At 44.9% G+C, this 26,629-nt stretch carries 24 protein-coding genes; 16 read left to right on the top strand and 8 right to left on the bottom strand.

Annotation, left to right across the window (positions count from 1 at the left end):
- Positions 1–28 precede the first annotated feature (28 nt).
- The 6 genes from DFP76_RS14775 (at position 29) to DFP76_RS14750 (ending at position 7,535) form a co-directional block, all read left to right on the top strand.
- Positions 29–1,345, top strand: a complete 1,317-nt coding sequence (locus tag DFP76_RS14775; protein ID WP_113875389.1) for an aminopeptidase P N-terminal domain-containing protein — start codon at positions 29–31, stop codon at positions 1,343–1,345.
- Positions 1,346–1,359: 14 nt separating this feature from the next.
- Positions 1,360–2,565 carry a UbiH/UbiF/VisC/COQ6 family ubiquinone biosynthesis hydroxylase gene (locus DFP76_RS14770; protein WP_113875388.1) on the top strand — a complete coding sequence of 402 codons (1,206 nt, stop codon included), beginning with the start codon at positions 1,360–1,362 and terminating at the stop codon, positions 2,563–2,565.
- Positions 2,566–2,682: 117 nt separating this feature from the next.
- Complete coding sequence (locus tag DFP76_RS14765) at positions 2,683–3,510, top strand: HDOD domain-containing protein (RefSeq protein ID WP_113875481.1); 828 nt, start codon at positions 2,683–2,685, stop codon at positions 3,508–3,510.
- Positions 3,511–3,705: 195 nt separating this feature from the next.
- Positions 3,706–4,770, top strand: a complete 1,065-nt coding sequence (locus tag DFP76_RS14760; protein ID WP_425451760.1) for a Fe(3+) ABC transporter substrate-binding protein — start codon at positions 3,706–3,708, stop codon at positions 4,768–4,770.
- A gap of 42 nt (positions 4,771–4,812) precedes the next feature.
- Positions 4,813–6,459: an ABC transporter permease gene (locus DFP76_RS14755; RefSeq protein WP_113875386.1), complete on the top strand. Its 1,647-nt coding sequence runs from the start codon at positions 4,813–4,815 to the stop codon at positions 6,457–6,459.
- 8 nt (positions 6,460–6,467) lie between these two features.
- A complete protein-coding gene (locus DFP76_RS14750) occupies positions 6,468–7,535 on the top strand; it encodes an ABC transporter ATP-binding protein (protein ID WP_113875385.1) in 1,068 nt (355 codons plus the stop codon).
- A 12-nt stretch (positions 7,536–7,547) separates the two neighbouring features.
- Here DFP76_RS14750 and DFP76_RS14745 read toward each other — a convergent pair whose 3' ends face one another.
- Positions 7,548–8,414, bottom strand: coding sequence for an HDOD domain-containing protein (locus tag DFP76_RS14745; RefSeq protein WP_113875384.1), 867 nt, complete (start codon positions 8,412–8,414; stop codon positions 7,548–7,550).
- Between the two features lie 128 nt (positions 8,415–8,542).
- Between DFP76_RS14745 and DFP76_RS14740 the strand changes: the two genes are divergently transcribed.
- A complete protein-coding gene (locus DFP76_RS14740) occupies positions 8,543–9,739 on the top strand; it encodes a class I SAM-dependent rRNA methyltransferase (RefSeq protein WP_113875383.1) in 1,197 nt (398 codons plus the stop codon).
- Positions 9,740–9,801: 62 nt separating this feature from the next.
- Here DFP76_RS14740 and DFP76_RS14735 read toward each other — a convergent pair whose 3' ends face one another.
- On the bottom strand, positions 9,802–10,458 hold the full coding sequence (locus tag DFP76_RS14735) for a histidinol-phosphatase (RefSeq protein WP_113875382.1): 657 nt from the start codon (positions 10,456–10,458) through the stop codon (positions 9,802–9,804).
- A gap of 135 nt (positions 10,459–10,593) precedes the next feature.
- Here DFP76_RS14735 and DFP76_RS14730 point away from each other — a divergent pair, with 135 nt between their 5' ends.
- The 4 genes from DFP76_RS14730 to DFP76_RS14715 are packed head-to-tail and all read left to right on the top strand — an operon-like array spanning position 10,594 to position 14,499.
- A complete protein-coding gene (locus DFP76_RS14730) occupies positions 10,594–11,079 on the top strand; it encodes an RNA pyrophosphohydrolase (protein ID WP_113875381.1) in 486 nt (161 codons plus the stop codon).
- Between the two features lie 45 nt (positions 11,080–11,124).
- Positions 11,125–13,413 carry a phosphoenolpyruvate--protein phosphotransferase gene (gene ptsP / locus DFP76_RS14725; RefSeq protein ID WP_113875380.1) on the top strand — a complete coding sequence of 763 codons (2,289 nt, stop codon included), beginning with the start codon at positions 11,125–11,127 and terminating at the stop codon, positions 13,411–13,413.
- A gap of 27 nt (positions 13,414–13,440) precedes the next feature.
- Positions 13,441–14,238: a prolipoprotein diacylglyceryl transferase gene (gene lgt / locus DFP76_RS14720; protein WP_113875379.1), complete on the top strand. Its 798-nt coding sequence runs from the start codon at positions 13,441–13,443 to the stop codon at positions 14,236–14,238.
- Positions 14,239–14,262: 24 nt separating this feature from the next.
- Positions 14,263–14,499, top strand: a complete 237-nt coding sequence (locus DFP76_RS14715; protein WP_113875378.1) for a DUF2164 domain-containing protein — start codon at positions 14,263–14,265, stop codon at positions 14,497–14,499.
- Between the two features lie 65 nt (positions 14,500–14,564).
- Here DFP76_RS14715 and DFP76_RS14710 read toward each other — a convergent pair whose 3' ends face one another.
- A complete protein-coding gene (locus DFP76_RS14710; protein WP_113875377.1) occupies positions 14,565–15,416 on the bottom strand; it encodes a thymidylate synthase in 852 nt (283 codons plus the stop codon).
- Positions 15,417–15,560: 144 nt separating this feature from the next.
- On the opposite strand from DFP76_RS14710, the gene folA reads away from it, so the two are divergent.
- The gene (gene folA, locus DFP76_RS14705) at positions 15,561–16,070 is read left to right on the top strand and encodes a type 3 dihydrofolate reductase (protein ID WP_113875376.1); all 510 of its coding nucleotides are present in this window, start codon (positions 15,561–15,563) and stop codon (positions 16,068–16,070) included.
- 6 nt (positions 16,071–16,076) lie between these two features.
- Positions 16,077–16,499 (top strand): secondary thiamine-phosphate synthase enzyme YjbQ, encoded by a 423-nt coding sequence (locus tag DFP76_RS14700; protein ID WP_113875375.1) that lies wholly within the window; start codon positions 16,077–16,079, stop codon positions 16,497–16,499.
- Between the two features lie 64 nt (positions 16,500–16,563).
- Here the strand turns inward: DFP76_RS14700 and DFP76_RS14695 are convergent, their stop codons facing one another.
- From DFP76_RS14695 to ilvD, 3 genes are all read right to left on the bottom strand, one after another.
- Positions 16,564–17,787, bottom strand: coding sequence for a sensor domain-containing diguanylate cyclase (locus DFP76_RS14695; protein WP_113875374.1), 1,224 nt, complete (start codon positions 17,785–17,787; stop codon positions 16,564–16,566).
- Between the two features lie 26 nt (positions 17,788–17,813).
- A complete protein-coding gene (locus tag DFP76_RS14690) occupies positions 17,814–18,656 on the bottom strand; it encodes a 23S rRNA (adenine(2030)-N(6))-methyltransferase RlmJ (RefSeq protein WP_113875373.1) in 843 nt (280 codons plus the stop codon).
- 74 nt (positions 18,657–18,730) lie between these two features.
- On the bottom strand, positions 18,731–20,575 hold the full coding sequence (gene ilvD / locus DFP76_RS14685) for a dihydroxy-acid dehydratase (RefSeq protein ID WP_113875372.1): 1,845 nt from the start codon (positions 20,573–20,575) through the stop codon (positions 18,731–18,733).
- 137 nt (positions 20,576–20,712) lie between these two features.
- Here ilvD and DFP76_RS14680 point away from each other — a divergent pair, with 137 nt between their 5' ends.
- Positions 20,713–21,933, top strand: coding sequence for an EAL and HDOD domain-containing protein (locus DFP76_RS14680; protein WP_113875371.1), 1,221 nt, complete (start codon positions 20,713–20,715; stop codon positions 21,931–21,933).
- A 589-nt stretch (positions 21,934–22,522) separates the two neighbouring features.
- On the opposite strand, the gene fdxA is transcribed toward DFP76_RS14680, so the two are convergent.
- Both fdxA and mutS read right to left on the bottom strand, forming a co-directional pair.
- On the bottom strand, positions 22,523–22,846 hold the full coding sequence (fdxA, locus tag DFP76_RS14675) for a ferredoxin FdxA (RefSeq protein ID WP_063331490.1): 324 nt from the start codon (positions 22,844–22,846) through the stop codon (positions 22,523–22,525).
- Between the two features lie 129 nt (positions 22,847–22,975).
- Positions 22,976–25,609: a DNA mismatch repair protein MutS gene (mutS, locus tag DFP76_RS14670; protein WP_113875370.1), complete on the bottom strand. Its 2,634-nt coding sequence runs from the start codon at positions 25,607–25,609 to the stop codon at positions 22,976–22,978.
- 78 nt (positions 25,610–25,687) lie between these two features.
- Here mutS and DFP76_RS14665 point away from each other — a divergent pair, with 78 nt between their 5' ends.
- Positions 25,688–26,185 carry a CinA family protein gene (locus DFP76_RS14665; protein WP_113875369.1) on the top strand — a complete coding sequence of 166 codons (498 nt, stop codon included), beginning with the start codon at positions 25,688–25,690 and terminating at the stop codon, positions 26,183–26,185.
- Positions 26,186–26,285: 100 nt separating this feature from the next.
- Positions 26,286–26,629: ATPase domain-containing protein (locus DFP76_RS14660; RefSeq protein WP_281269739.1), on the top strand; the 344-nt coding region annotated here is incomplete at its 3' end.

Below are 26,629 nucleotides of genomic sequence, written 5' to 3'. Positions count from 1 at the left end.
AACTTGATACAGATGAAATGAGGTCACTATGAACATCACTTTGCAAACCTATCAATCCCGTCGTGAACGTTTAATGGCGTTTTTGCCTGATAACAGTGTTGTGGTCATTCGTAATGGCGAGTTGGCGGTGCGCAATAATGATTGTGACTACGAATTTCGACCTGACAGCAGTTTCTATTATTTGACTGGGTTTCCAGAGCCCAGTGCGTACGCCATTATCTCTGGGCAAGGTGATTTGACTCTAGTGAGTTTGCCAAAAGACCCTGAAAAAGAACAATGGGATGGTTTTCGTTACGGTATTGATGGTGCCATTCAGGCATTTGGCGCAACACAAGCCTTTGCTTTAGAGGCACTGGATGAGACCTTAGCGACGGCGTTGGATGGTGCGGATTGCCTAGTATATTGTTTTGCTGATCAAAGACTACGTGAACAACTAGCAGTATGTCGTGATGGTTTGGCTGCGCGTGCTCGATTGGGTGCGAAAGCGCCTGGGCAATTGCTAGACGTTACAAACTATGTGGCAGAAATGCGTTTGCGTAAAGATGCAGAAGAAATTGCAATCATGGAAGCCGCCGCTCAAATCAGTGTTGAAGCTCATAAGCAAGCGATGCGCTCAGTGAAACCAGGTATGAAAGAGTATCAGTTAGAAGCCGAACTTAATTATGTGTTTATGAAATCTGGTGCCCGCCAGCCTGCGTATAACAACATTGTGGCGTCTGGTTCAAATGCCTGTGTTTTGCATTACATTAAAAATGACGAAACCATTAAAGACGGTGATTTGGTATTAATTGACGCAGGTGCTGAATTATCATGTTATGCGTCAGATATCACACGAACCTTTCCGGCAAATGGCAAATTCACTGAGCCACAAGCGGCGCTTTATCAATTGGTGCTTGATGCCTATCACGATGGCATGAAGGAGCTGACGGTGGGCAATCCTTATGAAGCTTGTCACCATGCAGCGGTGAAAACATTAACCACAGGTTTGGTTCAGCTGGGATTGTTGTCAGGAGAGGTGGATACCCTGATCGAAAGCAAGGCATATCGCGATTTTTATATGCACAATACAGGGCACTGGTTAGGATTAGATGTACACGATTGTGGTGCTTATAAACTGGCAGGGGAATCGCGAGCCTTAGAAGAAGGAATGGTATTAACCATAGAGCCAGGCTTGTACGTGTCAGAAGACAATCTAAAGGTAGAGCCAAAGTGGCGTGGCATTGGCATTCGTATTGAAGACGATGTGTTGATTACCGCATCGGGTCCTTATGTTCTAACCCATGGTTTAGCGAAAGAGATTAGTGAGATCGAAGCTTTAATGGCTGAGGCTCATTCTATTAGTTAATTGGAGTAAGTGTGATGGCAAAATCCTATGATCTGATCCTCGTTGGTGCTGGTATGGTTGGTGGCTTATCTGCAATATTGTTAGCAAAGTCGTCCCTGCGAATCGCGCTTGTGGATAAGCACACTGGGTTATACACACTTTCAACACCACCCGCCTACGATGCTCGAGTCAGTGCCATTTCCAGTCAATCTAAAACATTATTAGAAGACGCGGGAGTGTGGCAAAACATTCCTAAAAGCCGAATTGCTTCCTATGACAACATGGTGGTGTGGGATGGCTTGGGTGAGGGCATGGTCGACTTTAATGCCCATAATAGCGACATGCCGGAATTAGGGCATTTAGTTGAAAACGCGGTCTTAAATGATCAGCTAATGGCACGCCTAAAAGACAATGCGAATGTGGATCTTTATTTGGGTGATCAGTTAGACAGCTATGAACTAAACGAAGCTGGGGTGACGGCAAGTTTGACCTCTGGCCATCAGTTGAACGCTCAGGCCATCATCGCTGCAGATGGTGCTATGTCTAAGTTAAGGCAAGACAATGACTTTGATACGGTCGAATGGGATTATGGTCATACGGCCATCGTCGCTACCATAGAAATAGGTCAAAGCCATCAAAATACCGCGTGGCAAAGTTTTGGTGAAGAAGGTATTTTGGCCTTTTTACCCATGCCCAGTGTGGATGGTAAAGAGTATATTTCCATTGTTTGGTCTGTTCCTCCTGGTGATGCTGAAACCTTAATGGCCTTGTCGGATGAGGCATTTTGCCAACGCTTACACTATGCGATTAATCGTAAATTTGATGTTCTTTCGGTGACTCGTGAACGCCAAGCGATTCCATTACGCCAACGTCATGCTAAACAATATGTGAAGGCTGGTTTGGCCTTGATCGGTGATGCGGCTCATACCATTCACCCTTTGGCTGGTCAGGGTGCCAACCTTGGGTTTGGTGATGTAAAGGCTTTAGTGGCTGTGTTATCCAAAGCACAGCGTCGCGGAGAAGCGTTAGGGTCACTAACAGTATTACGACGTTATCAACGTGCTCGTATGTTAGATAACATTGCAATGGCGGCGGGTATGGAAACCTTCAAGCGCTTGTTTGCAAGTCATCATCCTGCGGTGGTGGGAATTCGTAATATGGGGATGAAGCGTTTTAATCAAAGTCGTTTTCTAAAAGAGAAGGTTGTGGCACGTGCAGCCGGTTTGTCTTCTTTTTCCTAATCATCGCGGAAACAGAGGACGGGCTTTTCAAAACGCTACTTATTTCCAGTTGCAAAAACATTTGGCTACCTTATGCTGCTTAATGGTGTTTTTTTGATTACTGAAGGGTTGTCTCCTATGCGTATAGAAGAGCTTTTAAAGCAAACCGATAAACTTCCTAATGTTCCGGATGTGGTTCGTGAGCTCATTCAATTACTAAATGACCCTGATGCCAATTATTCTGACATTAGCCAACGGGTGGCCCATGATCAAACCATTTCGCTGAAAATTCTGCGTATGGTGAATTCTGCTTACTTTGGTTTGTCTCGTAAAATCTCGTCGATTGATGAAGCCACTGTTTTGCTTGGTATGTCTAAATTAAAAACACTGGTGATTGCCTCGGGTTTTTCAAGCTCTGTTGAGAAAGTGGAGGGCATTAATTTACCCGCTTTCTGGGCAGATTCTTTTCGGGTCGCAGAGTTGGCGAAGTGGGTTGCGAAGCGAACAGAGCTGGTGGATGAAGACGAGGCATTTACCGTCGGGATTGTCCATAACATTGGACGTCTTTTACTGCATCTTACTCAGCCAGACCTTGCCCTTGAGGTCCAGACGTTAGTGAATAATCGTAAAGCTAGCCGTGTAAAAGCCGAGCAGGATCTTCTGGGCTTTACCACACAAGATGCAGGTAAAGCCTTGATGGATATGTGGAAGTTTCCTGTTGCCATGGGCGATGCCGTACAGCAGCACAAGCGTCCGTTTATGAATGATGAGCCTCAAGCGCTAGCTTGCGTGCTCAATCTTGCATGTTATTTAAACGCATGTATCCGCAATGATCGAGATTCCGATCTGGTTCGAGAGGGTTTCCCTATGGCTGTTGCGAAAGGCGCAGGCTTAGGGGAAGGTATCCTATTTGAGTTGGATGATGCCTTAATCATTGGCGATGGCTTAAACCAACTTTTGGATTAAATCTGTTTTCTTCTGCATGGATTACCTAGGCTCAATGGAATGAGAATCGCTAGTGTTTGTGCTGAGCTTGTGCTAATTTCTCTTTTCAATTTTTTAGCAAGTCCTCAAAGGCCTTATTTTCTTTGCTTTGATGCACGGAAGTATCTTAGATACGGGAAAATGTTTTCAAGTTTTGGAAGGTGAATAATGGCGGTTATGTTTCAGCGTGCTACGGAGCGCGTAAAGCTAAGTTCTTATATCAAAAAAGCAGGTTTTGCACTGCTTTCATGTTCGTTTTTATTACCTGTAAGCGCTCAAGCCGAAGGTGAAGTAAATATCTATTCTGCTCGAAAAGAGTCGTTAATAGCTCCCATTCTGGAGACTTTCTCTGAGCAGAATGATGTGGTTGTTAATCTGATCACAGGCTCAGCAGATGCCTTATTAAGCCGTTTAAGAGCAGAGGGTGATGCTAGCCCTGCGGATGTTTTTATTACCGTCGATGCTGGTCGATTACATCGAGCTAAAGCGGCAGGTGTGTTGCAACCATTACAAAGTGAGATTCTAGAGACCAATATTCCAAGTCATTTAAGAGACAAAGATAATTATTGGTTTGGCTTATCACAACGTGCTCGAGTCATCTTCTATAATCCTGAAACAGTGGATCCTCGCGAGCTGTCTCGATACGAAGACTTGGTTGACGCTAAATGGCAAGGTCGCGTTTGTGTGCGCTCTTCTGCCAATATCTATAACCAATCTTTAGTCGCGTCGATGATTGAGGCCGATGGTGCTGAGCAGACGCAGGCATGGATTAAAGGTCTTATGGCCAATCTTGCCCGTCCTCCGTTTGGTGGTGATGTGGATCTATTAAAAGCGGTTGCAGCAGGGGTGTGTGATGTGACCTTGGCAAACACTTACTACTATGGTCGCTTAGGGCAAAGTGATTTAGCAAGCGATCGCGAAGTTTATGCCAAAGTAAAACCTTTCTGGCCGAATCAAGGTGAAACTGAGCGTGGCGCTCATGTTAACGTGAGTGGCGCTGGTCTGACATCAGCCGCGACAAATGTTGACAATGCAAAGCGTTTAATTGAGTTTTTAACCAGCCAAACAGCACAAGAATGGTATGCTCATGTGAATAACGAATACCCAGTTGTGAAGGGGATTGGTGCACCTGAGATGCTAGCGCCTTATGGTGCGTTTCATGCTGATAGCCTGTCGTTAAGCAAATTGGGAGAGAATAACCGTCAAGCGGTTGAGCTCATGGACATTGGCGGTTGGAAGTAACCGCCCATTTGAATTGAACTAATCACAGGTTGTAACGAGTCATTGAACTGGTTTAAAAAATTTAATTTTTCCCTCCTATCCGGCGCGGCGATTTTTATCGCTGCGTTGTTGTCTTTGCCTATCTTGGTGGTTCTGGTCAATGTGGTGATTGGAGATGGTCAGGTTTGGCAACACCTGTATCAGACGGTTTTGGTTGAATACGTCCATAATTCTTTGCTGCTTATGGTTGGCGTCGGGATCGGCGTGTTATGTATTGGGGTGCCTACTGCTTGGTTAACCAGTATGTGCAACTTCCCCGGACGTCAGTTCTTAGCTTGGGCCTTATTATTACCGATGGCTTTTCCGGCCTACATCATTGCTTATACCTACACAGGTATATTGGACTTTGCTGGGCCAGTGCAAACCTTTATTCGAGAAATGACGGGTTGGCGATATGGGGATTATTGGTTTTTTGAAATACGTTCCCTAGGGGGCGCCATGACCATGTTGATTCTCGTGTTGTACCCTTATGTTTACTTGATGAGTCGTGCCGCGTTTTTAGAACAATCTGCCAATACCTTAGAGGTGGCGCGTACTTTAGGTTATTCGAATCCTCAAGCCTTTCGCAAACTCGCTCTACCCTTGGCGCGTCCTGCGATAGTGACGGGGTTAACCTTAGCCTTAATGGAAACGCTCGCCGATTATGGCACAGTTCAGTATTTCAGTGTAAATACCTTCACCACAGGCATCCTGAGAACCTTCTATGGTTTTGGGGATGTGGCCGCGGCATCTCAGTTAGCGGGCGTCTTGTTGCTGTTTGTGACGGTATTAATTGTGCTAGAAAGGTATTCAAGACATCGTATTCGATATCATAATTCGGGCATTAAAAAAGCCAGTAGTCGGCGTATTCCATTGGGACGATGGCAAGGTGTTTGTGCTTTGCTCTTTTGTCTCTTGCCAATTTTATTGGGCTTTTTGATTCCTGCTTTAGTGTTGGCGTATTGGGCGATGTTTAAGGCTGAATTTATCGCTGACCGTTTCCTGCAATTGGCATGGAACTCTTTTTACCTTGCTGCATTAGCCGCATTAATTTTAGTCAGTTTGGCCTTGGTGTTAAGTTACGCTGGACGCTTGTATAAGCATAAAGCCGTTCATGCTTCAGTGGGGTTGTCTGGTTTAGGTTATGCATTGCCGGGGACCATTATTGCTATTGGAACTTTAGTACCACTGGCTTGGTTAGATCATCAAATCATTGATTTGGTAAAGCATTATACAGGGCAAAAAATCGGGTTGTTGTTATCTGGAACCTTATTTGCCTTACTGTTCGCCTATACAGTGCGTTTTATGGCCGTGTCACTAGGTGCCGTACAGAATGGTTTAGGAAAGATAAAACCCAGTATGGACATGTCAGCGCGAACCTTGGGTATGAACTCATGGAAAGTATTAACTCGCATTCATTTGCCACTGCTCAAAGGGTCTATTTTAACGGCCATTTTAATTGTCTTTGTCGATGTGTTAAAAGAGCTTCCTGCCACTTTAGTATTGCGCCCGTTTAACTTTAATACTTTGGCAGTGCGGGCGTTTGAATTGGCTTCGGATGAACGTTTGGTGGACGCCGCACCGGCATCTTTGATGATCGTATTGGTTAGTCTTGTGCCCGTTATTTTATTAAGTCGCTCCATTTCATCTGATGTTGCATCGTCTAAGTAGGTCTACACATGACTCAGGAATCTTCTTCAAATATGGCATCTGATCTCACGCTTTCGAATGTGACGGTTGGCTATGATGGTCAACAAATTGTCGCCTCCACAAGTTTTCATTTAGCCGCAGGTGAAATTGGTTGCCTGCTAGGGCCAAGTGGTTGTGGTAAATCCACTTTGTTACGAGCTATCGCTGGCTTCGAACCTTTGATGTCAGGCCAGATTGAAGTGGCAGGGAAGGTTATCTCAACTGCGCAAACCAATTTGCCGCCAGAGCGTCGCCAAATCGGCATGGTGTTCCAAGACATTGCCTTGTTTCCGCATCTCACAGTGGGGGAAAACATCGCCTTCGGTTTAACCTCTTGGACCAAGCCAAAAGCACAGGCCAGGGTGGATGAGCTCTTGGCGCTGGTGGGGCTGGCTGGCTTTCAATCTCGTTACCCTCATTCTCTTTCTGGTGGTCAGCAGCAGCGAGTCGCCTTAGCTCGAGCTATGGCGCCAAAACCAAAGTTATTATTGATGGATGAACCCTTCTCAGGATTGGACGCTAAACTCAGAGAAGAGCTAGTGCCAGACATTCGGAGCATCCTATTGCATGAAGAAATGAGTGCAATACTAGTGACACATGATCAAATGGAAGCCTTTGCTATGGCAGATCAAGTCTCTGTCATGTCAGATGGTGAGATTCATCAAACCGGCACCTGCTATGAAATTTACCACAAACCTGCCACTCGTTTCGTTGCCAGCTTTATTGGTCATGGGGATTTCTTACCTGCGACGGTATGCGGACCAAATTGTGTTCATTCAGACTTAGGCAGAATTCAAGGGAATTTGAATCATGGTTTTGCTGATCAAGCAGTAGTGGATTTGCTGGTTAGACCGGATGACATCTTGCACGACGATGACAGTGAGTTTGTGGGAACCATAGTGAGTAAGTGGTTCCGAGGCTCACATTTCCTTTACCGTGTGAGTTTGGCTTCTGGTAAGGTGGTCTATTGTTTTGCGTCTTCACATCATAATCATTCGATTGGCCAAAGCATTGGTTTGACCATTCATCTCGATCATCTGGTGATGTTTAGTCGCTGACATCAAAAGGTATCAGTTTAAGCCAAGACCTTGCTCGTTACAGATCTCGATTAAGCCATCGAAGTCATACTCGGTGAGTTCGAAATGGTCTAAAGCATAATGTTTGATACTGTTCCATTCGTGGTCTTCGTCAGCACCGCCAAGGTGCTGATAAGCGGAAGCGATATGCTCAGCCATTTTTAAAATGGCTGCGAAAGACAGATGCAGACGACTTCCGGGTAAACGATTGCGAAATAAGTGATCGACTCTATGATGCTCAGCAATCACCGCACAACAGCTTTTCGGCAAGCCCCAAGATTTTGCCAGATAATAACCAATCACAGAGTGATTGGTCTTAAAGGCTCTGTTTTCGATATCGGTCAAAGCGAATTCGGCGTTTTGGTAACCTTCTTCAATCACGCTTTGGTAATTGTCAAAGCGATTCATCATTAATGGCATACCAGCATTGTGGAATAGGCCTAATGCGTAGCATTCATCTTGATATTTAAAGTTGAGCTGATTGGCTAGGCTGGAACTGATGGCGGCCACATCGGTGGCAGTATCCCAAAAGCTGTGCAAAGCTTGTATAGCTTCATCGGTTAATTCACTTTTCACGGCAAGACCATTTACCAAGTTAGTGACGCTGTCGGTGCCGAGCAGAGTGACGGCTTGTTGAATGGATGCGATTTTTTGCTCGACATTAAAGGCATTAGAGTTGACCAGCTTCAAAACGGCGGCGGATAAGCTCACGTCTTGCGCAATGATGTCTGCAATGCGTCCCATATCGGGATCTGGCATCGCCTGTTCCATGTGAAGATCGACCATTACCTGAGGTTGTGGCGGAATGCTAATCCCTCGAAGTATGCGTCCTAGCTGGTTTTCATTAACAGGTGATGTCATACGAACTTCTTTACAACGGTGCTATATAAGGTAAAGCAAACGTTAGGCGTCTATTCCATAGCAATTGCGCCTAGAGTCACTATAATAGCGGTTTTTAAATAATCGTTTAAACAACGTAGGTGAGCATTTTGAGCGTAATTCGACTAAAAGGTCAAGTAGACAGACGTATTAGAGCTGGGCATCAATGGATTTATAGTAATGAAGTAAATACATCGCAGACGCCACTAAAGCAATTTTCGCCTGGTGATCAAGTGGTTGTTGAATCGGCTCAGGGTAAACCACTCGGCGTTGCAACGATTAATCCTAACACACTGATTTGTGGTCGTTTAATTAGCCGAAGCACAGATACTGTATTGAATAAATCCACGCTAGTTCATCGTCTTAAAATTGCCTTGTCGTTGCGTGAAATGACCTATCCAGCGCCTTATTACCGTTTGGTGTTTGGTGACTCTGATGGTTTGTCTGGTTTAGTGGTGGATCGTTTTGCTGATATTTTAGTGGTGCAAATCTCGACGGCAGGGATGGAGCGCGTTAAGTCTGAAATCATCGAAGCGTTACAAGATGTGGTTAAGCCGACCGCTATTTTGGTAAAAAATGACGGTAAGATGCGTCAGATCGAAGGACTAGACTCTTATGTTGAAGAAGCCTTTGGCACCGTGCCTGAAGTGGTTTTTTTGCAAGAGAATGATGTATTGTTTCAAGCACCGGTTTGGGATGGTCAAAAAACAGGCTGGTTTTATGATCATAGGGAAAATCGTAAGACTATGCAGGGCTTTTGTGCTGGAAAGCGAGTTTTAGATGTCTTTTCCTATGTTGGTGGCTGGGGAGTACAGGCGGCTTCTGCTGGCGCCACAGAGGTGACTTTCATCGATGCCTCTGAAAGTGCATTAAGCCATGTCGATGCGAACCTCAAGCTGAATCAATATGAAGGCGATGCCAATTTGATGCAAGGTGATGCGTTTGATGCCATGCAATCTTTAATTGAAGACAAAGAGCGTTTTGATGTGGTGATTATGGATCCGCCAGCTTTTATTGCTCGTCGTAAAGACATAAAAGCCGGTGAAGGGGCTTACCATAGAGCCAATCAGTTGGCGATGCGTTTGGTGGCAAAAGGCGGGATTCTTGTGACGGGCTCTTGTTCAATGCACTTGGAAACCAATCGTTTGCATGACATTGTACGCAGCAACAGTCGTCAATTAGAGCGATTCTCTCAGTTGATTTACCGAGGGACTCAAGCGCCAGATCATCCGGTTCACCCAGCTATTGCGGAAACAGAGTATTTAAAAGCCTTGTTTTATCGCATTCACAATAATATGGGACTGTAAGTTCGCATAAAAAAGCGCCTCTAAGGCGCTTTTTTATTGGTGTTTATTATTTCTCAGCGGCTTTAGTCGCGTAGAGAAATGTGTGGCCAACCACGCTCTGAGGCAATTTGACTGAGGGTGTCATCAGCATCGACCGCGATTGGGTGCGTGACTAACTCTAATAGTGGCAAGTCATTGCGTGAGTCACTGTAAAAATAGCTGCCTTCCATACTGTGACCTGTCTCCGCTAGCCAATCATTGAGACGCGTCACTTTACCTGCTTGGAAGCTAGGTACACCAACGACGTTACCTGTGTAGTGACCTGCTATGACTTCCGGTACTGGGGCGATGATGTGATCCATTCCTAATGCCTCAGAAATGGGGCCGGTAACAAACTGATTGGTTGCGGTAATCAAGAGCAAGAAATGCCCTTGGTCTTTGTGTTTTTTCAGCAATGCTGCGGCTTTCTGTTGCATCATTGGCTGTACTTTCTCAACCATGAAGTCATGGTGCAATTGCGTTAGCTCTTGTGCTGAGAATTCCTTCAAGGGTGCCAAACTGAAGGCTAGATACTCATGTATGTCGAGTGTGCCAGCTTGGTATTGTTTGAAAAACTTATCATTAGCGGCTTGATAGACTTGCGTATCCACTAAGCCTTTTTCAACTAAAAATTGTCCCCAAGAATAATCACTATCACCACTGAGTAGGGTGCCATCTAGATCAAAGATTGCGAGTGTCACGGTTGGTCCTTAATTGGTATGAAGTGCGGAAATTATAGCCTTAGAGACAATAAATAACATTAGTCTTAATTGTGCGAATGGGCGAATTATGGAACAATGAATCTAATTTATTCTTATATTAGAAGGTGATAGCTCGTGATTGATGCAGACGGATATAGACCGAATGTGGGCATCATACTGATGAACGAGCGTGGCCAACTTCTTTGGGCGAGACGCGTAGGACAAAATGCGTGGCAGTTCCCCCAAGGCGGTATCAAATCTGATGAAACTCCTGAAGAAGCTTTGTATCGAGAACTGAAAGAAGAAGTAGGTCTCAATCCAGATCAGGTTGAAATTATCGGAAAAACAAGGGGTTGGTTACGTTATCGTCTCCCGAAACGCATGTTAAGACACAATAGTAAACCTTTGTGTATTGGGCAAAAACAGAAATGGTTTTTGCTCTCTATTCGATGCCCTGATGCGTCGGTATGTGTGGATGGAACAGAGTGCCCTGAGTTTGATGGCTGGCGCTGGGTAAGTTATTGGTACCCGCTTGGACAAGTAGTCGCATTTAAAAAAGATGTTTACAGGCGAGCTCTTAAAGAGCTCAGCCAAAGTGCGCATCGACGGTTAGATAAGTGATGAAGTGGATCATTTAGAGGAGATAATCAGCGCAATGGGAGAGCTATGCTAGGTTTATTAAGACGTATCACACAAGAGGTGACGGCTGCTCAGTCTTTGTCGGCCGCATTGGATATTATTGTCCGTCGTGTTCGTCGTGCTATGCGTGCTGAAGTCTGTTCAATTTATCTAGTGGACAGCAACACTTCGGAATATGTCTTGATGGCAACCCGAGGCCTGAACGCTGATATGGCTGGTAGTGTGAGTTTAAAGTCAGACGAAGGCCTGGTCAGTTTAGTTGGTCGTCGCGCAGAGCCTGTTAACTTAGAAGACGCTCATATTCACCCTTCGTTCCATTATCTTCAGGGCACAGGAGAAGAGCGTTATCGTTCTTTTCTTGGTGTGCCTATTATCCATCATCGACAAGTTCTCGGTGTGCTGGTGGTTCAGCATGAAGAAAAGCGCCGTTTTGATGAAGGTGAAGAAGCGTTCCTAATCACGTTATCAGCACAATTGGCCGGTGTGATTGCTCACGCGGAAGCAACGGGTGCGATTAGTAATCTAAATGCCAACGCAACACCACGTGGCGCAGATTTTCGATATAAAGGTGTTCCGGGTAGCTCTGGTGTTGCCATTGGCCGTGGTGTGGTGGTATTCCCGCCTGCGGATCTAGATGTGATTCCAGATCGTGAAACCACTCATCCGGAACAAGAAATTGATGACTTTTACCAAGCTCTGGATGCGGTTAGGCGTGATATCAGAGAGGCCAGCAATCGCATAAGTCAGCATTTATCAGCGGATGAAAAAGCGTTATTCGATGTTTATCTAAAAATCTTAGATGATAATTCGATTGCCGGAGAGGTGGTCAAAAAGATCAAAGAGGGCCAGTGGGCACAAGGTGCATTGCGCCAAGTGATTAAAGCTCACATTCTTCAGTTTGATCGTATGGACGATCCATACCTACGTGAGCGAGCATCGGATCTACGAGACTTAGGTCGTCGTATTCTGTCCCATTTGCAAGAAAAAGCCCCTAATATTGTTGAGCGTTTCAGTGAGCCGGCCATTATCATTGGTGAAGAACTGACCGCTTCAATGCTTGGCGAGATCCCAATCGAGAAGATCAAAGGTTTGGTGTCCGTAATGGGGTCAGGCAACTCCCATGTGGCGATTTTAGCTCGTGCAATGGGGATCCCGACCGTCATGGGGGCGTTAGATCTTCCCTATGCTCAATTGGACAAAGCTGACTTGATCGTTGATGGCTACCAAGGTCAGGTTTTTACTTACCCTTCTGAAGCGTTAATTGATAATTATCAGCAAATAGTTGATGAAGAGCGTTTACTCGAAGAAGAGTATGAAAGTCTTAAAGATTTACCTTGTGAGACGTTAGACGGTCAGCGTTTGTCGTTGTTCGTAAATACCGGTTTGTCTGCGGATGTGGCGCGATCATTGGATCGTGGTGCCGAAGGCATAGGATTGTACCGAACTGAAGTGCCTTTCATGGTGCGTGATCGTTTTCCGACTGAAGCTGAGCAAGTGGTCATCTATCGTCAGCAACTTGAAGGTTTTGCACCTGCACCAGTGACAGTGCGCACGTTGGATATCGGTGGTGATAAGGCACTGCCTTATTTCCCTATTACTGAGGCGAATCCCTTCTTAGGTTGGCGTGGTATTCGGGTGACACTCGATCATTTGGAAATTTTTATGGCGCAAATTCGAGCCATGATCAAAGCCAGTGCGGAATTGCATAACTTAAAAATTATGTTGCCGATGATTTCTAATGTGGCCGAAGTGGAAGAGGCCTTGGCCTTGATTCGTCGAGCTTATGCGGAAGTCAAAGAAGAAGGTTATGACGTTAAGATGCCAAAAGTCGGTGTCATGATTGAGATTCCTGCTGCCGTTTACCAAGCAAGAACCTTGGCGAAAATGGTGGACTTCCTGTCGGTGGGTAGTAATGATTTAACACAATATTTGTTAGCGGTTGATCGTAATAATCCCCGTGTTGCCGATTTATATAACTCTTTCCACCCCTCGGTGTTGCACGCTTTAGCCAGCATTGTCGATCAAGTGAAAGACGAGGGCGTGAGTTTGAGTGTTTGTGGCGAGATGGCCGGTGATCCAATGGGCGCAATTTTGCTCATGGCGATGGGCTATGACGTGCTATCCATGAGCTCTACCAGTCTGCCCAAAGTGAAAGCCGTTATTCGCAACATATCTTTGTCACAATCCCAAGATATGTTACGTGAGGTGATGAGCTTGTCACACGCTGAAACTGTGGTGCAAACCATGACTCGCTTGATGCGTGAAGTGAATATCGAGCGTTTAATCCGACCATCCAAGACCACACGAGTGGGCTAGTTTTTACCAGAGGTTTGGTACTTTTCTATGATTTCATATCCGAATATTGATCCTATCGCCATTTCGATCGGGCCAATTGCTGTGCATTGGTACGGCATTATGTATCTGATTGGTTTTGCTGGAGCGTACGCATTTGGTGTGTATCGTGCCAAACGTTCCAATGGTTTGTGGACCCAAGAGATGGTCAGCGACGCGATTTTTTATGGCGCGCTTGGGGTGATTTTAGGTGGCCGAGTCGGTTATATCTTATTTTATCAATTCTCTGCCTTTGTGGAAAATCCGCTGATTATGGTGCGTATATGGGAAGGTGGTATGTCTTTCCATGGTGGCTTGTTGGGTGTCATAGTCGCCATGTATGTATTTGCTCGAAAATACCAGAAGCATCTGGTCGATGTGACGGATTTTTTAGCGCCTTTTGTGCCAATTGGTCTAGGTGCTGGGCGCATTGGTAATTTCATCGGTGGTGAGCTTTGGGGCAAACCAACAGACGTGTCATGGGCAATGATTTTTCCGAACGATCCATTACAACTGGCGCGTCATCCTTCTCAGTTGTACCAGTTTGCGCTCGAGGGTGTGGCGCTGTTTGCTATTCTTTGGTTCTTCTCACAACGTACCAAACCTCGTTATTGTGTGTCAGGAATGTTTCTACTCTGCTACGGCGTATTTAGGATTTTGGTTGAGTTTGTCCGTGAGCCGGATGTGCAAATTGGTTATCTAGCGTGGGGATGGTTAACGCAAGGTCAATTGTTATCCTTGCCTATGGTCGTGTTGGGGGCTGCACTTTTGGTAATAGGCTTCAAACGCAACCTGTACCCTCAAAAATAAACAATCCGAAACAAGGAAAGGGCGGTGGAATTTACTCAACAAGAGACGGACGTAATCGTTAGTAAAATTAAAAAGTATTTTACGGATGAGATGGATTCAGACATTGGCGGTTTTGAAGCGGAGTTTTTACTGACGTTTTTTAGCAAAGAGATAGGCCCTTATTTTTATAACAAAGGGTTGGCCGATGCTAGTCAACTTTTGCTCGAGAAAACCGAAGAGATAGGTTATTTGATCCAAGAGTTAGAAAAGCCTGTCACCTGATGAAATAAAAACGGCGAGTAGATTACTCGCCGTTTTTATTTCTGTCGATTGTGTGTGGCGACGGCTTACACAGAGAAAGGGTAAGCGATAGGTTCGTGGAACTGATAGCCTTCTATTTCAAAGTCGTCCATGGTCACCCAGGTTTCTATGTCTTTTAGAGATTTGATGTCTGGGTTAATTTTTAATGTCGGTGATGGGTAAGGCTCACGCTTCAGCTGTACGTCACGCATTAGTTCTAGCTGGTCTTCATAGATGTGAGCGTTCACTATCTTGTGAAAGGCTTGTCCTGGTTTTTTCCCTGTAATTTGCGCAACAATGGCAAGCAATACATACACTTGAACCATATTGAAGTTCAGACCAAGTGGCACATCACAACTGCGTTGTGTGCTGTTTAGATAAAGTGTATCGCCAAGCAATGAAAAGTGATGGCTGTACATGCAAGGACGAAGACAAGCCATGTGAAATGCGCCAGGATGATAAAAGGTGAGGATTTCACCTCGGTTATCCACACCACGACTTAGATCATCAATAATTTGTTGTAATAGATCAATATGACCGCCATCTGGCTTAGGGAAGTTGCGGCCAATAGCGCCATAACAAAGCCCCATGTCGTCTTTACCCTTACGATGAGGGTTGTTTAGCCAAACCTCATTGTCGTTGGCATTCGCATCCCATGTTTTTGTACCCAGAGCACGAAAATCTGCCGCATTATCATAACCACGTAAGTAACCAATGATTTCTGCGATGGCTGATTTCCAATAACTTTTACGTGTGGTCACGAGTGGAAATTCGCCCTTGCTGACATCATAGGTAAGATCAGCATTGATGACTGTTAAGCAGCGTTTGCCTGTTCGTTCATTGTTGACCCACTCACCTTCGTTGACGATGCGCTGGCACAGATCTAAATATTGCTTCATACCATGTACTCTCGTTAGTCTATGGCGGTGACTGACAATGTTGAGGAACAATGCATTCTACGTCGCCATAGGTATAATGTTTGACACAGATTATATCAGGCTTGGATTGGACTATTCGAGCATAGATTGAGAAGGTATCCATATATGTTGTCACTTATTGTTGCTATGTCTACGAACCGTACCATTGGTATTAATAATTCGCTGCCTTGGCATTTGCCAAATGACCTTAAATATTTCAAGCAAGCGACTATGGGCAAGCCAATTGTGATGGGCCGTAAAACCTTTGAGTCCATTGGTAAGCCATTGCCAGGACGCCGTAACATTGTGATTACTCGCGATGCGAATTATCAGGCTGATGGCATTGATGTGGTGTCCTCGTTGGAGCAAGCGATTGCTTTGGGGGAAGACATCTGTCTAGTGAATGGGCAAGAAGAAGTGATGGTAATTGGTGGTGCGCAGATTTATGAATTGGCACTGCCAAAAGTCGATCGATTATACATTACTCACGTGGACGCAGACGTTGAGGGGGATGCTTTTTTCCCTGAAGTGGATTGGCCATCTTTTACCTTACTGGCCGAAGAAAGTTTCGCAGCAGAAGGGCACAACCCTTATGACTATCGCTTTTCAGTTTATCAAAGAACCAGTGCAGAGTAGTGGATCATGTGGCAACAAGTTGAGCTGAAATTACCTTCTTATCGACGGGGTTTTCACCTGATTACCCAAGATATTGAAGAGGCCTTGTCTGATTTAGTTCAGGTAAAGGTAGGATTATTACATCTTCAACTCTTACATACTTCAGCATCTCTGACGATCAATGAGAATGCCGATCCTTCGGTGCGCCGTGATATGGAAAGACATTTTTCTCATATGGTGCCAGAAAATCAGCCTTACTATGAGCATACATATGAAGGCAGCGATGATATGCCTGCGCATATAAAAGCCAGCATGCTAGGGTCCTCTTTGACTATTCCAGTCACCAATCAACAATTGCGTTTAGGGACTTGGCAAGGGATTTACCTCGGTGAGCATCGGGATTATGGCGGTGCTCGTCGATTGGTATTGACTCTGCAGGGTGAGTCTTAGCAAGTGTGAATGAATATGAAAACGTCACCGATCGGTGACGTTTTTTTTTGCCGCTATTGGTCGTTTAATTGACGACAATTTGAGCGCATTTTTTTTGCCCTTCTTCTACCGCCTGATTGGCACTTAAGGCGAGTTCTTCGATGCTTTCACCATCTTCAGGGAAGGCTGCAATGCCAATGCAGAAATCCGCAGGATCTGAATTTCCTTCTGACAAAATTGCGCTTTCATCTTCTTTTGGGTTGATCAGATTAGTTAATAAGTTATTGGCATCTTTCACGCTAGTGTTAGGTAAAAGTAACAATAACTTGTCTGCTTCTACTCGCGCCAGTACGTCAGCTTCACGAATTTTTTTATAAATATAACGTGCTGAGGTTTGAATGGCGATGTTGCGCGATTCCATCGGTAAATGGCTCAACCTGTCATTTGCATCCAAATGAATTTTTGCCATGGTTAATGGTGTGTATTGACGCTTCGCCAACCCAAGCTGCTTTTTAAAGTGCGTCAGGGCGGAGCTCCGAGTCAATAACCCCGTTAGCTCATCAAAGGTTGCTTGGTTTCGTAAATGGTCTTCCAAAGCTTTCTGATGGCTGATATCAACCACGAAACCTATGACCTTCTTGGTCTTACTATCAGGTGTCTTGGTGTAAGTTCGGCCACGCTCTTTGACCCACAGGTAGTCTTGGTTGCCAGTCAAAATACGGTATTCGGCTTCATAGTAATCTTGATTTAAAGCCACATGTTCATTCACTACGGCGGCCAACTGTTGGACGTCATCAGGATGAACCAGTTTGTGCCAATCGGCTGTGGAACGTGGCGTGTCTTCCACGCTGCACTTTAATAGATTAGCAATGGATTTTGAGCATGAAACAAGATCGGATTCAGTTTCCCATATCCATAAGCCAGCCGATGACTCTGTTAGTGCAAATTTTAGTAACGTATTTTCGGCCGCAGACAAATCCATATGATCCGTATGATAGACACAAGCTAATACGGATTGTCCTAAGTGCTGTAGTTCAAGTTGAATATTGATGAGTTTGTCGCCAACACGAATTAATGTCTCACAACGCTCAATACTGCCTTGCTGTATTTTATGGTTTAGGTTCAGCCAGTCTTCATCAGAGTTGGCTTCTTCACTTAAGTTCAACCAAGAGTCTGGTGGTGTCGCATTCCAGTTTTCAAACAATACTTCGAAGTTACGATTGTAAGAAATTAAATGCCCCGTACTGCTTTCGATGATAAAAGCCGGCGTTGGCATGTGCTTGAAAGCTTGTTCAAAAGCGTTGCTCATTGACGCTCTCCTTATGCAAAATCAGTTTATTCAGGCGTTATCCAAGTAATCTGATAATTCGCCTCTTGATCTTCTGCCAGTGTTTTGCTCAAAAATGGCATAAACTCCCTAGCATCTTGTTCGAGTGTCCATGGTGGATTCACAATGATCATACCGCTTCCGGCCATGCCGCGCTCTTTTTCTGTATCACGCACGTTGAGTTCTAATAACAAGATATTGCGAATATTGGTTGCTTTCACTGACTTCAATAAATGGTCAGCTTGTTGGCGACCTAGTACCGGATACCAGATTGCAAATGTGCCTTGAGGAAAACGTTTATAGCCTTCTTCTAATGACTTCACAACAAATTGGTAGTCTTTTTTGACCTCATAAGGCGGATCCATCAAGACAAAGCCGCGCTTTTGTGGCGGCGGCAACATAGCTTTAACTGCCGCGAAGCCATTTTCTTTTACTACATTGGCTTTTCGTTTCTGGGGAAACAGTGCCGCTAATAAAGGATAGTCGTTGGGATGTAATTCACATAGGTGGAGCTTGTCTTTTTGTCGAGTGTAATAATCCACGACTTTTGGACTACCCGGATAATATTCTAATTGATCCGTTGGATTCATGTCCCGGACAATCTCAAGTAACCCTTCGACGGCTTCCGGTACGGCTGACTCTGAAAATAGTCGACTGATGCCTGAGTGATATTCTTTGTTTTTTTGTGCTTGTTCTGAATTAAGCTCGTATTGACCAATACCCGCGTGGGTGTCCAAGTAAAAGAAAGGCGAATCCTTTTTAATGAAATGGCGACAAATCTGGCTCATTGTAATGTGCTTCAAAATGTCAGCATGATTGCCCGCGTGGTATATATGGCGATAACTCAGCATGTTGTTTCCTAATTGATTAAAAAAGGCCGCCGCCGTTACGTTGGCAAAGCGGCCTTAGAAGAGTCTGTAGACAGTTAGTCGAGTTGACTCAGATCTCGAACGGCCCCTTTGTCTGCACTGGTTGCAAAGTGTGCGTAGACTTTCAGCGCCGGTGATACTTTGCGTGGACGCTCTTGTGCAGGCTTCCAGGCGTTGGCGCCTTTGGCTTCCATCGCTGCACGACGTGTGGCCAGTTCTTCATCACTAAGCACCACGTTGATAGTACGATTTGGAATATCGATGCGAATGATGTCACCATTCTCCACCAAACCAATGGCTCCACCTGCGGCAGCTTCTGGTGAAACGTGACCAATCGACAAACCGGATGTACCACCAGAGAAGCGACCGTCCGTTAGTAGGGCGCAAGCTTTACCCAAGCCTTTTGATTTGATGTAAGACGTAGGGTAAAGCATTTCCTGCATGCCAGGACCGCCTTTTGGTCCTTCGTAACGAACAATTACCACTTCGCCTGCTTTCACCTTGTCATCAAGAATGTTCTTAACGGCTTCGTCTTGTGATTCGGTAATGTGTGCTGGTCCTTCAAAAACCAAACAGGACTCATCAACACCGGCACTTTTAACCACACAACCGTCTAGAGCGATGTTGCCATACAATACCGCCAGGCCACCTTCTAATGAAAACGCATTTTCAAGTGAGCGAATGCAACCGTTTTCACGGTCGCCATCTAATGTTGGCCAGCGAGTGGATTGACTAAACGCGGTTTGGGTTGGAATCCCCGCCGGACCAGCCTTGAAAAACTCAACAATTTCAGGGGTAGGTGAACGCATAATATCCCAAGTTTGAAGCGCTTTTTCCATTGTCTCTGCATGCACAGTATGACATTGGTTATGCAGCAAACCAGCGCGATCGATTTCACCTAATAGGCCGAAAATACCGCCTGCTCTGTGAACGTCTTCAATATGATATTGAGGTGAGTTCGGAGCAACCTTACAAAGTTGAGGGACACGACGAGATAAGTGGTCAATGTCTTCCATGGTGAAATTCACACCGGCTTCACGAGCTATCGCCAATAAATGCAGAATAGTATTGGTCGATCCGCCCATGGCGATGTCTAGTGTCATGGCGTTTTCAAACGCTTCGAAACTGGCAATGGCACGTGGTGCCCAATGTAGTTCGTCATGCTCATAATAACGCTTGGTAATCTCGACAATGCGACGCCCCGCTTCAACAAACAGACGGTGACGATCGGAGTGAGTTGCCAAAGTGGTACCGTTACCCGGTAAACTCAGGCCCAATGCTTCAGTCAAACAGTTCATAGAGTTGGCAGTAAACATGCCAGAACAAGAACCACAGGTAGGACAAGCAGAGCGTTCGTATTCTGCGACTTTTTCATCTGAAGCAGATGAATCGGCGGCAATAACCATGGCATCAACCAAATCCAGCTTATGTTCTGACAGCTTGGTTTTACCCGCTTCCATAGGTCCGCCGGAGACAAAAATTACGGGAATGTTAAGGCGCATAGCGGCCATTAACATTCCAGGGGTGATTTTGTCACAGTTAGAAATACAAACTAGCGCGTCAGCACAATGCGCATTGACCATATATTCAACCGAGTCTGCAATCAGATCTCGTGATGGCAAACTGTAAAGCATGCCATCATGACCCATTGCGATACCATCATCTACCGCAATGGTGTTAAATTCTTTGGCAACGCCGCCGGCTTCTTCAATTTCTCGGCAGACCAGTTGTCCTAGGTCTTTTAGGTGGACGTGACCGGGTACGAATTGCGTAAATGAGTTGGCAACGGCAATGATAGGTTTTTGAAAGTCGTCGTCTTTCATACCGGTTGCACGCCAAAGAGCGCGAGCCCCAGCCATATTACGGCCAGAGGTGGTTGTTTTGGAACGGTAGACTGGCATTATTTTCCCCACAGGATTTTTTTCTTTATATAGCCGACCATCTTACCAAGATTATTGCCTTCACCCAATGGCAATTTTGCGACAATATTGAGACACTGTGAGTTTACACCCGCTAAATTGAGACTGATGGATTAAGTATGGCAGAGCAGGAAACCTATGTTTATTCTGACGTTGCTGTAGCACGACAGCCGATCGTGGACGAGCATTTAGCCGTCATGGGCTATGAGCTATTGTATCGTAAGAGTGCGCTTGCCCATCACGCAGACGTAGTGGATGAGGTAGGAGCGACCGCTCAAGTCATTTCGGCCAGTTTATTTGAATTGGGCATGGAAAACTTAGTGGGTTGCAACAAAGCATTTGTGAATTTCCCTCGCTCCTATTTACTAAGTGCTAATGGCATCCCTACTGGTCGTGAAAACCTTGTTGTTGAGGTGCTTGAAACCGCTGGCTTTGATGCCAATTTATTAGCCGCGCTAAGGCGTTGGAAAAGTGCCGGTTGTTCACTGGCATTGGATGACTTTGTGTTTGAAAGTAAGTTAACCCCTTTTGTTGAGCTGGTCGACTACGTCAAACTGGATATTTTATCCTTAGGTCATGATGGCTTTCACAAACAAGTCGAAGCGCTAAGAGGGTTTGATGTTAAGTTGATAGCGGAAAAAGTGGAGACTTGGGAAGATTATCAATTTTGCCGTTTGTTAGGTGTCGAGTACTTCCAAGGTTACTTCTTCGAAAAGCCTGAGTTAATGACGACTAAGTCGTCTCGTGTGAACAGCATGACCTTGCTGAGATTGATGTCGTCACTCTTAGATACCAGTAATCTAAATGTGGATGATATTGAGCAAATCGTCAGCCAAGATGCTGGACTTGTGCATAAGTTACTTCGGTATTTGAACTCACCTATGACAGGTTTGGTAGCCTCAGTTGACTCTGTGCGTTTGGCCATTATGTTAATTGGTGTTGAAAAACTAAAGGCACTGACTAATCTACTTTTGATGTCAGAAATGGTCGGCGAACAACACGCCTTACTAGAACAAATTGTTATTCGAGCCAAGCACGCTGAGCTAATGGCGATATACCGTTCTTATGATAATCAAGATAAATACTTTCTAGCAGGCATGTTATCTATGATGGATGTGTGCACAGGTTTGCCCTTAGAAGAGGTTTTAGGGGAGTTGCCTTTACCTAATGAGTTCATCAACGCCATTGTTCATCGGGTTGGACGTGTTGGAGAAACCTTGGATTTGGTGGACAAATATTCTAACCAGCGCAGCATTGAAAGTGATCAAGATCTCAATGATCTGAAAGGTACTTATTTAGCGGCTTTGAAATGGTCAGATGAGTTCCTAACCCAAATTTAGCATGCCTTTTTCTTTTTATTCCTTATTTGTGTAGGGGGAATCCTACAAGTCTGTAGGTATTTTCTCTTTATTCTGTATTGTAATGTAATGTTTCTTCTCGGAAATAGTCTAAGTATTTGAATTTAAAGTATAAAAAATTAACATCTAGTAGAATGTAAAAATTTGTAATCGGTCAAAAAGGTGGTAAATTAGCTTTATCCAAACAGAGTTCAAGGACGATCAGCACATTGAGGTGCAGAATGCCATTGATGGCGTTTAGGACAGAACTAGGATGTTCAGAACAACGGATGGTTCTAATGGATATTGTGGTTCAGGATCGCACCATGTGTTAAGGATTGTTTGGGTTTCATGATGAAACAGACAGTGATGTTTTACTCATCGGAAGAGTTGCTTAAACGGAGTTAAGCATAAAAAGGGCAGCCAAGGCTGTCTTTTTTACGGAAAGGAAGTCATACAGGATGTTGCATATGGCCAGTAAGGATTAGGCCTGAAGGATGATTGGCCAATAGGGATTTGGCGAGACTGGATGTCAATAATAGGATATTAAAAAAGCGACCGTGGTCGCTTTTTTTCGTTCTAGAATGTAGCTCTAGCGCTCAAGATGTTCTAGTTTGTCTTCTACGCCATCCCATTCAGCCGCATCGCTTAGGGCATCTTTTTTCTCGGTGATGTTTGGCCAAATCATGGCAAGATCTTTGTTTAGTTCAACAAACACTTCTTGCTCTTCTGGTAATTCATCTTCTGAGAAAATAGCGTTGGCAGGGCACTCTGGTTCACAAAGAGCACAATCAATGCATTCGTCTGGGTTGATGGCTAGAAAGTTTGGACCTTCGTAGAAGCAATCTACTGGGCAGACTTCCACACAGTCGGTGTATTTACAGCGAATGCAGTTATCAGTAACGATGAAAGCCATTCGATTTCTCCTCACAAGCTTTACAAAAAATATTGCCGCCTATTTTAGTGGCATAGGTTGTTTGGCGGCAAGTCAGAATCCCAAATAGACTAAATTTATCTGGTATTAGCTTATGCCGCCTTTTAATGGTCACAGCGCTGATTTTAGTTTGTATAACTGATTCATTGCCTCGATTGGCGTCATGTTGTCTAAATCCAATGACGCAATGCTGTCTTTTAGACCATCCTGCTCGGCCTGTACAAATAAATCGGCTTGTAATGGGGAGTGATTGGACATCATCGTTTGCGGTGCTGAGCTCGCTTGGTTATTTGCTACAGAGTTTTGCGTCGTATTGTCTAATTCAATTCCTGTAACCGTTTCTAATTCTTTGAGTTTATATTTGGCTTGTTGAATAACATTTTTCGGTACGCCTGCTAGCTGAGCAACTTGAAGGCCGTAGGATTGACTTGCTGGTCCAGTATGAACTTTATGTAGGAAGACAATTTCATCTTCATATTCTGTGGCAGTGAGATGAACGTTTTCAGCATTTACTAATTGTTCTGCAAGACCGGTTAATTCAAAGTAGTGGGTAGCAAATAATACGTAGCACTTTAATTTTTGTGCCAAATGCTCAACTGCCGCCCAAGCTAGTGATAAACCATCAAAGGTACTGGTGCCGCGTCCAACTTCATCCATTAGAACCAAGCTGTTTTGTGTGGCATTGTTCAAAATGTTGGCGGTTTCAGTCATTTCTACCATAAAGGTAGAGCGACCACCGGCTAAGTCATCAGACGATCCCATGCGTGTAAAAATACGATCGACGATTGCAATCGAAGCGGCTTCAGCTGGCACGAAGCAACCGGTATGTGCCAATAAAGTGATTAAGGCAATTTGGCGCATATAGGTGGATTTACCACCCATGTTAGGGCCGGTGATCATTAATAAAGATCGTTGGTCGTTTAAGGTCAAATCGTTCGGTACAAAGGGTTCTGAAATGACTGATTCGACCACAGGGTGACGTCCTGCGGTGATATCTATGCCGCGTCCTGTGTGGAGTTCCGGTTGTGTTAAGTTGAGTTGATCAGCACGTTCTGCAAAGTTATTTAGAACGTCGAGTTGTGCGAGTGCTTGGCTGGTGGTTTGTAGCTCACCTAAATGCTGGTTCAACAGGTCTAATAAGGTTTCGTAAAGTTCTTTTTCACGAGCAAGTGCTTTGGACTTGGCACTCAGAGCCTTATCTTCGAAAGCTTTTAGCTCTGGGGTGATGAAGCGCTCGGCATTTTTAAGGGTTTGGCGACGAATGTATTCCACTGGCGCTTGTTCTGAGTGTAAACGGCTGATCTCTATGTAATAGCCGTGTACTCGGTTGAAACCGACTTTGAGTGAGCTGATACCAGTACGCTCCTTCTCGCTTCGTTCCATTTCCGCTAAGAAGTCCGTTGCGTTGGTTGATAGAGATAGCAGCTCGTCTAATTCTGGGTCGTAGCCAGTAGCAAAAATACCCCCGTCTCTTACTACGGATGGTGGGTTTTCAACCAGGGCTTTGGTCAGTGTCTCGGTTAGTTCGGGTTGTGCTTTAATGCGTTGATTTAAATGACTCAACCGAGCTGAGTTAACCTTTTCTAAATCTTGGTTGATCAGTGGAATCATCTCTAATGCGAATCTTAAACGCAAAAGATCTCTAGGGCGTGCAGATCTCAATGCAACGCGAGACAGAATACGCTCTAAATCTCCGACCTTTTTTAACGAGCTGTTTAAAGGTTGGTAGTAAAATTGGCTTTTTAATTCTGCTACAGCACTTTGGCGAGATTGAATTTCATTCAAATCCCTTACCGGCGTATGAAGCCAGCGTTTTAGTAGTCTACTTCCCATTGGGGTTGCGCATTGGTCTAGCACTTGGCTAAGTGTGTTGCTGGAGCCGCCCGTTAAATTGATATCGATTTCTAGGTTACGTCGTGTGGCGGCATCAATCAAAACAGAATCGTCTTTATGTTCAACCATGATGGCTTGTATATGCGGCAAAGCCGAACGCTGTGTGTCTTTTGCGTATTGTAAAAGTGCACCAGCCGATGCAATGGCTGCGGTTAATGCTTCGCAACCGAATCCGGAAAGGTCTTTAGTATTGAATTGCTGAATAAGCTGACGATAGCTCGACTCATAATCAAAGTGCCATGGGCCAAGTTCCGCAATGCCTTTTTCTAATTGCAGTGTTTTGCGGGCAGGAAAGTCTTCTGATATTAGAATTTCTCTTGGTGAGAGTCGCTGTAACTCATTTGCCAGAGCTTCGTGGCCATCAACTTCAAACAGGCAGAAGCGACCGCTGGCCATGTCGAGATAAGAAAAGCCAAAAATGTCTAAGCCTTTACGAGATTGGTGAGCAATCGACAATAACAGGTTTTCGCGTTTTTCCTCTAAGAAGGCTTCGTCACTGATGGTACCTGGGGTGACAATGCGAGCAATTTGTCGCTCTACCGGCCCTTTGCTAGTGGCTGGGTCCCCCGTTTGTTCCGCAACCACGACTGACTCGCCCATGCGAACTAAGCGAGCAATGTAGTTTTCTGCCGCATGAAATGGAATGCCTGCCATTGGGATAGGCTGCCCGCCAGAGTGACCTCTAGCCGTTAGGGTAATATCGAGTAATTGAGCGGCGCGTTTGGCGTCATCGTAAAAGAGCTCGTAGAAATCACCCATGCGATAAAATAACAGCTGATTTGGATGTTGTGACTTGAGGCCAAAGTATTGGCGCATCATGGGGGTATGATTATCGGCTGATGTTTTGCTCATTTAAACTGCTCAATTGTGATCCAAAAAATTGAGGGTTATTCTACGGGATATTCGTCTAGGTTTTAAGAGATAAGCACAATGAATCATGAGCAAGAAATGCTGAAAAAAGCACAGCAGGTTGCGGAATTGTTAGGACAAGAAGGTCGTATGCTGGTGACGGCTGAATCCTGTACTGGCGGTTTAATTGGTGCGACTTGTACAGAATTGTCCGGAAGTTCGGCTTGGTTCTTTGGTGGGCTTATTAGTTATGCTAATGAGGCAAAAGTAAAAGGTTTGTCTGTTACCGAAACCACGTTAGCTAAGCATGGCGCGGTATCCGAAGCAACGGTAAAGGAAATGTGCCATGGCGCATTGCAGTTGGGTGGGGATGTGGCGGTGGCTGTCAGCGGGGTTGCTGGTCCCGGTGGTGGATCGCCAGAAAAACCAGTTGGTTGCGTTTATATTGGTTGGCAGCTTTTGGGAAATGAAGCCAAGGTTGTGCGTTTTCAATTTTCAGGGAGTCGAAAAGAGATACGGCAAAAGGCCGTGTTGGAGGCGTTACAAGGGGTGATAGATTGTATTTTAATGGAAAGATAATATTACTGTTTTTTTATACAGTATTTTCTTGAGGTTCGGAAAAAAAAGCGATAAAGTTACCAGCATTAAAATTGAACATTCAGTCATTAAGGATTCCATTATGTCATCTATTGCAGATAACAAGAAAAAGGCGCTAGACGCTGCGCTGTCTCAAATTGAGCGTCAATTTGGTAAAGGTGCCATCATGAAAATGGGTGAAGGCACTAAGATGGACATTGAGACAGTGTCAACTGGATCCTTGGGCTTGGATATTGCGTTGGGTGCTGGCGGTCTTCCTTTTGGTCGAATTTGTGAAATTTATGGTCCAGAGTCTTCTGGTAAGACCACATTAACATTAAGTGTCATTGCCGAAGCGCAAAAGCAAGGCAAAACCTGTGCCTTTATAGATGCTGAGCATGCTTTAGACCCGTCTTATGCTGAAAAATTGGGTGTTAATCTGGAAGA

Source organism: Marinomonas aquiplantarum, assembly GCF_003314975.1.
Taxonomy (GTDB): domain Bacteria; phylum Pseudomonadota; class Gammaproteobacteria; order Pseudomonadales; family Marinomonadaceae; genus Marinomonas; species Marinomonas aquiplantarum.
The sequence above is the reverse complement of the archived record's forward strand: the minus strand, read 5'-3'. Positions and strand labels throughout refer to the sequence as shown.

Excerpts from the sequence above, each read along its gene's own strand:
- DFP76_RS14775 (WP_113875389.1), top strand. The coding sequence starts at position 29 with ATGAACATCACTTTGCAAACCTATCAATCCCGTCGTGAACGTTTAATG.
- DFP76_RS14770 (WP_113875388.1), top strand. The coding sequence starts at position 1,360 with ATGGCAAAATCCTATGATCTGATCCTCGTTGGTGCTGGTATGGTTGGT.
- DFP76_RS14765 (WP_113875481.1), top strand. The coding sequence starts at position 2,683 with ATGCGTATAGAAGAGCTTTTAAAGCAAACCGATAAACTTCCTAATGTT.
- DFP76_RS14760 (WP_425451760.1), top strand. The coding sequence starts at position 3,706 with ATGTTTCAGCGTGCTACGGAGCGCGTAAAGCTAAGTTCTTATATCAAA.
- DFP76_RS14750 (WP_113875385.1), top strand. The coding sequence starts at position 6,468 with ATGACTCAGGAATCTTCTTCAAATATGGCATCTGATCTCACGCTTTCG.
- DFP76_RS14745 (WP_113875384.1), bottom strand. The coding sequence starts at position 8,414 with ATGACATCACCTGTTAATGAAAACCAGCTAGGACGCATACTTCGAGGG.
- ptsP (WP_113875380.1), top strand. The coding sequence starts at position 11,125 with ATGCTAGGTTTATTAAGACGTATCACACAAGAGGTGACGGCTGCTCAG.
- lgt (WP_113875379.1), top strand. The coding sequence starts at position 13,441 with ATGATTTCATATCCGAATATTGATCCTATCGCCATTTCGATCGGGCCA.
- DFP76_RS14710 (WP_113875377.1), bottom strand. The coding sequence starts at position 15,416 with ATGAAGCAATATTTAGATCTGTGCCAGCGCATCGTCAACGAAGGTGAG.
- folA (WP_113875376.1), top strand. The coding sequence starts at position 15,561 with ATGTTGTCACTTATTGTTGCTATGTCTACGAACCGTACCATTGGTATT.
- DFP76_RS14700 (WP_113875375.1), top strand. The coding sequence starts at position 16,077 with ATGTGGCAACAAGTTGAGCTGAAATTACCTTCTTATCGACGGGGTTTT.
- DFP76_RS14695 (WP_113875374.1), bottom strand. The coding sequence starts at position 17,787 with ATGAGCAACGCTTTTGAACAAGCTTTCAAGCACATGCCAACGCCGGCT.
- DFP76_RS14690 (WP_113875373.1), bottom strand. The coding sequence starts at position 18,656 with ATGCTGAGTTATCGCCATATATACCACGCGGGCAATCATGCTGACATT.
- ilvD (WP_113875372.1), bottom strand. The coding sequence starts at position 20,575 with ATGCCAGTCTACCGTTCCAAAACAACCACCTCTGGCCGTAATATGGCT.
- DFP76_RS14680 (WP_113875371.1), top strand. The coding sequence starts at position 20,713 with ATGGCAGAGCAGGAAACCTATGTTTATTCTGACGTTGCTGTAGCACGA.
- fdxA (WP_063331490.1), bottom strand. The coding sequence starts at position 22,846 with ATGGCTTTCATCGTTACTGATAACTGCATTCGCTGTAAATACACCGAC.
- mutS (WP_113875370.1), bottom strand. The coding sequence starts at position 25,609 with ATGAGCAAAACATCAGCCGATAATCATACCCCCATGATGCGCCAATAC.
- DFP76_RS14665 (WP_113875369.1), top strand. The coding sequence starts at position 25,688 with ATGAATCATGAGCAAGAAATGCTGAAAAAAGCACAGCAGGTTGCGGAA.